Origin of the sequence: Pseudomonas sp. BAV 4579 (assembly GCF_009765395.1) — a bacterium.
GTDB lineage: Bacteria > Pseudomonadota > Gammaproteobacteria > Pseudomonadales > Pseudomonadaceae > Chryseomonas > Chryseomonas aestiva.
In genome coordinates, this window is sequence record NZ_WHOV01000146.1 from 1 (window position 1) to 5817 (window position 5817).

A 5817-nucleotide genomic window follows, 5' to 3' on the forward strand; every position below is an offset into this window, starting at 1 on the left:
AAAGATATCAAAACGCCGGTGAGCCAGTAATAGCAACGCTTCCAGAATAATGATATCAAATTGCCGGATTTTCGCTTTTTTTAGAAATCGCAAAATCTCTCACAAAGCCCGCCCTTGAGGGGTTGCCACGGTGATGGCACGAAGAGAACCTTGCTTAGGCGAAGCGCACATCTTCGATTCTTAATACACATGTACGGCGCCTCGCTCGAATTTAATAAATTCAAAAGTCGGGCTGGGGATTCTCATTGTGATTTATGAAATTCTTGACGTACAAAGTCCCTATGAAATTATTGATGTTGCGTTTGACAAGGGATATGCGGTTTTTAAAAGATTTGATTCTTCCTATGGACTGATTAAATCTTATCCTCACAGTGCTTTCGCGCTTGACCAAAAAGGAATATTAGCTGCAGTTTATCAAGACTTATCGACAAAGCTCGTTAACTCATTAATTTCACCTATCATAATGAAATACGAGAACTTTGGTGCTGCGTTCACTCATATAACGCCAGACCAAAAAGATCCAAAATCACTGAAGCACTTAAGAGGACATACGGACGGTGCCTTCTTGCACTTCCCGACCGAAAAGCCTCTATCAAAGTTACAGATACCTGAGTTAATAGGTCTCTACTGCATAAGAAATCCAGGGAATGTGTGCACGACTGTCTATCCGCTTGATGATGTTCTTGATGGCCTACCCGATATACACATAGACACATTACTTGGGGAGAATTACCTGATAGGCATACAAGCAAGCTGGAATATGCCTAGATCATTCATCTTGCATGAGCGGCCCAGGAGCCTATTGGCGATAGACAAGGTAAGTGGAAAATATTTTGTAAGATTTAGCCACTCCAAAGTTTTACCTTTATCCCCTAAAGCAAAGCTAGCCCTAAATTTTTTTAAAGATAGACTACCGCTCCATGAGAAAAATATAAGCCTTATTGCAGGAGACTTATTAATTATAAATAACATGCGCTCTATCTACGGTCGCTCTACTGCTCCTAATGAAGACAGCGTCACCGCTAGACGCCGTTGGCTACTTCGTTTCTATGCAAGATCTATCAGGTGACCCCATGATTTCTGACAAATACTTAGCCCATTTTAGCGAAGATGACCAAGTTGCTTTGGAGAAGGCTCTCCGGAAACAGCAACTTTCGGGAACCTCTGTGGTAGTTGAAGAATATGAAGCCGCTTTAGAAAGTTACTTCGACTCCAAGGTCGTTTCTACAAGTTCAGGATCTGCAGCCATCCATGCCGCTCTTGTAGCTGCAGGAGTGCGAGATGGTAATGAAGTAATATTGCCAGGAATTTCGCCAATCCCTACGATACTGCCGGTCCTAGCAGTGGGGGCTAAGCCAGTTTTTGTCGATATAGAAAGCAAGTGCTGTCAGTCTATAACGCTTGAATCATTTAAAGCTGCCGTCTCTGATAAAACCAAAGCTGTAATATGCCTACCCTTTTGGGGATATCCAGCAGGGTATAGTGACATCGTAAATTATTGTACAGAAAGGGGTATTGCATCTATTGAGGATGCAGCGCAAGCGATCGGCGCCCTTGATGCCGGAAAAATGATTGGAACCATTGCAGACTTCGGTTGCTTTTCCACTCATGATAGAAAGCTGCTATCTACAGGGGAAGGTGGGTTCGTAGTGTGCAAGAACCAAATTGACGCTGAAAAGATAAGGAAATTTATAAGGCTTGGCGGGATGAAGGGAGACATGTATGGACCAAATTACAAACTATCTGCTTTGCAAGCAGCTCTAGGCAACTCAAGACTAAAACATGTGACGAGCCAGATAAAGCTGAGAACGGAAAACGCCAATAGCATTAAAGCAAATATCGATGGAAAATTTTGGAAAGAGATGTCATTTAAGGAAGCTGCCCCAAATTACTACCTGCTCGCGCTCTATCCACAGATAGAAAATCCTATCTCGATACATCAACCTCTCAAGCAGCTTGGAATTACCACAGATTACTTAAATTATGGGTCTGGACAGTACCGGAAAGAGCTCTTTTCAAGCGAAAAATTACAACTGCCTAACACGCATGATTTTATCGAAGGTTGCGTTACCCTTCCTGTTCACCCCGACATATCAAAAACTACTATCGCTGACATCTGCTCTATTCTTAACAATGTACAAAGAGAGGTCTCCTAAATGGCTAGAAATCAGACACTGATTATTATAAAACCTGATGCCGTGCACCGCGGACTAGTTGGATCTCTGCTAGGCAAGATTGAAAGGTGCGGGTTCAAACTGAAAGGACTTAAAGCCATTATGCTGAGCGATTCGCAGTTTTATGCTCTATATCCAAAGATAAGAGGTAAGAGTTTCGAACAGCAGTTTCGCGCAGTGATGATGTCTGGGCCTTGCATCCCTTGTGTTTTTGAAGGAAATGAAGCGATAAAATCGCTCTTTAGTCTTGCTGGCACTAAGAGCCATCCAGAAGACGATCTTAGCATGTCCCTGCGTAAAACTTATAGTAGTTGGACTGGCGCAGACGTCATCCACCGAGCTGACAGCGAAGAGGAAGCTAAAAGGCATATCAGCATATTCTTTAAAGAGTCGGAGCTGTTGAACTACTATAAGACTGGAGAAGAGTTCTCCAGCCAAGAAGCGTGGGATGAACATGGCCATCGTTGGTTATGACTGTACTACTACCGATGTCATCAGATTTTCTTGAAATTTCAGTTCGAACCAAAAAAATCGAGCTTCCAGTCCAGCGCATTCTTAACTTACTGGACTTGTCTTCGGTTCGTTGTCTATTTGCATGCGGATCTTTTATTGAAGGTATAGGTAACAGCCTTTCTGATCTTGATATAATTGTCATTCACTCTTCTGATAATGAAAGGGAAATTTCAGTACAATCGAGATCTGAAGAAATTTATCTAGAGGATTTGTGCCTTAATATCGACTTTGAGCACTGGATTGAGGACGAGATTCATAGCGTACTCTGTAGCGTGAGTGAAGCTAGCATTGCTGGTCGCGTATACCATCTCAGCCTATTCACTGCCACTCCAAGCTTTAAAGAGTCGCGACTCCTTCACAACCTACTCACTGCAACGCCAATATATGGTTCCAAATGCCTATCTACTTATATCGCCGAAATCAAAATCCCCGAATATAGCGTTATGAGATTTAACTCGATCGCAGCGTCGTACGAGGACATGAAAGATATTTTTGGAATGTATTTTTCGGAAGAGAAATTTCTCGCCAATGAGTTGCTGCGCGAGTATTTGATCACACAATTACAAGCGTTGACCCACTTAAATTTCAACACCAACTTTAGAAGAAAATGGTTGTATAATTATGCCAACAAGCTCCCCTCAACACATGATCATATAATGACAGATCTCATGAAAATTCTATATTCGAGCGACTACCGACATAGCGAGCCCAGCGCTATTTTTTTACACATGATGTTTCTGTTGAAAAAAATCTTTGCTGCTTTCTATCAAACGATAGGTAGCTCTTCCCCCTTAAAGGATGCTCTGGACGTTTCAGAATTACTTACGCTCTCAGGAGACTTCTCAGCAGAGCGAAACAGAGCTCTTGATTTCAGAAAAGCAGCTATAGGCATTAATAATTTTAATATAGAAAGACTTTTAAGTAAAAACTACTGGGGACTTTAGCATGCCTAGGCAATTAAGCAGTCTGAACTGCATCAATAGCGGCATACTAAGCTTCACCATGACGATTACCACGCCGATTTAATTTAAGCGTAACTTATACTCATCTTGCACAACCATTTTTTCAATTTACCCCTCAATTTCCTCCATAAATTCTTCTACAAAACGGCGCAACCTTAGGGCTCTTATCTCAGCCAACCTAATACCCTCATTAGTCTTAAAGTCGTCAGATAAATTCAAGAGTTTCACGTGAAAATGCTCGATAGCATATTTCTTATCCTGGTACTTTCTGCTAACAGCTTGAGGATTGTTAGGGTCATATAGAGCGGAGCCCATCCTTCCGGCCACATAAAAGCATCTTGCGATGCCTATAGCTCCAATTGCGTCTAACCGATCCGCATCTTGTAAGATTTTAGCCTCAATCGTTTGAGGCGCGATTCCAGCCGAATAACTATGGGATTCTATAGCGTGGGTCACAAGATCAATTTTTTGTGAATCCCAATTTAGTTCTTTTAAGATTTCGCGTGATCTAGCTGCCGATATCGTCGAAGCGCTACTCCGCAATAACGAGCTTTTCTCTACGTGTACACAGTCATGCAGGATCGTTGCCGCCAGAAGTATTTCTAAACTTCCTCCTTCCACTTTTTGTATTTTTTTAACGTTAGCCCATACCCTAAGAATGTGAGATATGTCATGAGAGCCGTCTCCGCTATCATTCAAATAACCTAGATAGCTAGAAGCTTCATCAGGAAGCAGATACATTTCATCTTTTATACTATTCATTTCAGTTCCTCATCGTATCCTTAAACAAACAAGACTCTTAGATTTCTGTTGGCCTACGCCGCTCAACCACTAGTAATACACCGGCATCATGCTTAATGGTCTTTTCCTCAGGCGCACAAAAAATCCTGCAGATGAATGCGCAAAAATAACGCACATTGATTCTAGACAATTCATAATTCGCTTTATGATTTATCCTTAGAAAAATTACGTATCATATTACCCCCCATCGTAGACGCGTAATTTGAGCAAGCCGTTAATTCTAATCACTCTGTCAATGGTGCCAGACGAGCACCAACTGATAGATAGGTAATCACTATTCGATTCGTCGAGCGAGGGCAGCGTTAGGCAAGTCAACCCTCAGCCTAACCTCCTGAGAGCTAGATAAGGTTTCCTGCTGACCCTCTCCTACGCTTCTGCGACCGTGCAAGACATCTTGTGCGAGGCCCCCTATGAAGCGCCCTTCCCTATCGCAAACACTTGTTGCGACCGGCTTTACCGCCCTATTCGGCGCATCTCTATACCTGTTCCTTCAGGTCAAGCACGACCTCGACGCTACAACTGATCAAGATTTGGTCAAAGCGATCATTCTGCGCCTGGATGGAATGGAAGATCGCCTGGATCACTTCGCCAGCAGCAAGCCTGTCCAAGATGCGGTCTTCCGGGCAAGTCAGCAGGCGCTGCCACAGCGTATTTATACCGGCCAGGCCATGCTGGTGGAAACCCAGCGGGCAAAACAGGCCGTCCTGGATGGGGTGGCTCAAGCAGGCGACCTGATGGTGCTTGAGGCCAAGTTGGAAAGGCTGCAAAGCGACCTTGGGGACATGCGTAAAAAAGCAGTGGAGCCCGCCAACGCGCCGCCCCTACTGATTGTCCCCAAGCAGCGCGGCACGCCAGCGATCGCGCGCAACTCAGTACTAGCCAAGCCGATCGAGAGGCCTCCTTCCTTCACCGTTTTCGGCGTCACGCACCGCTGTAGTGGGGGCTTCCTTTCCATTATTACGCTCGGCGGCACCCAGCTCAGCGAGCTCTACCCAGTGCGCGAGGGCGACAACGCCGTCGGGCCCCGTTGGCGGCTGGCCAATAACTACGATCACAAGGCGGGCATTCCCTCCGAGGCCACTCTGCAAGAGAGCGGCACCCGACTACGCGGGAGGGGCGCGCAGCTGGTCCCCTGGTCCTGGACGCTCAATGTCGCTGGCGCCGGCTATCGCTTCGCCACCTGCGCTAATGCCTGCATTTCGCTGCTGGTCGCGCTGAGCACAGCCGGCGCCAAGCGCGCCGACGTCGGCATCGCCCAGGTCAATATGGGCTGGAACGGCCATCGCTTCGGTCGTGGCGTCTCGCCCAGTGAAGCGCTCAACCCCTACAAGAACCTGGAAGTCGCAGCGCAGATGCTCGCCGAGCTG

5 protein-coding genes and 1 pseudogene are annotated in these 5817 nt (G+C 45.5%); 5 read left to right on the plus strand and 1 reads right to left on the minus strand.

What is annotated here, in order from left to right:
- The first annotated feature begins 247 nt into the window (after positions 1-247).
- The 4 genes from GSQ95_RS22615 to GSQ95_RS22630 are packed head-to-tail and all read left to right on the plus strand — an operon-like array spanning position 248 to position 3631.
- A complete protein-coding gene (locus GSQ95_RS22615) occupies positions 248-1069 on the plus strand; it encodes a hypothetical protein (RefSeq protein WP_158895894.1) in 822 nt (273 codons plus the stop codon).
- 4 nt (positions 1070-1073) lie between these two features.
- On the plus strand, positions 1074-2156 hold the full coding sequence (locus GSQ95_RS22620) for a DegT/DnrJ/EryC1/StrS aminotransferase family protein (protein ID WP_158895896.1): 1083 nt from the start codon (positions 1074-1076) through the stop codon (positions 2154-2156).
- A complete protein-coding gene (locus tag GSQ95_RS22625; RefSeq protein ID WP_158895898.1) occupies positions 2157-2648 on the plus strand; it encodes a nucleoside-diphosphate kinase in 492 nt (163 codons plus the stop codon).
- Positions 2645-3631 carry a hypothetical protein gene (locus GSQ95_RS22630; protein ID WP_158895900.1) on the plus strand — a complete coding sequence of 329 codons (987 nt, stop codon included), beginning with the start codon at positions 2645-2647 and terminating at the stop codon, positions 3629-3631. The genes GSQ95_RS22625 and GSQ95_RS22630 overlap by 4 nt, the downstream gene beginning before the upstream one ends.
- Positions 3632-3757: 126 nt before the next feature.
- On the opposite strand, the gene GSQ95_RS22635 is transcribed toward GSQ95_RS22630, so the two are convergent.
- Positions 3758-4411: an HD domain-containing protein gene (locus GSQ95_RS22635; protein ID WP_256664692.1), complete on the minus strand. Its 654-nt coding sequence runs from the start codon at positions 4409-4411 to the stop codon at positions 3758-3760.
- Positions 4412-5484: 1073 nt separating this feature from the next.
- Between GSQ95_RS22635 and GSQ95_RS22640 the strand changes: the two are divergent.
- Positions 5485-5817, plus strand: a pseudogene (locus GSQ95_RS22640) (lytic transglycosylase domain-containing protein); the annotation flags it as partial.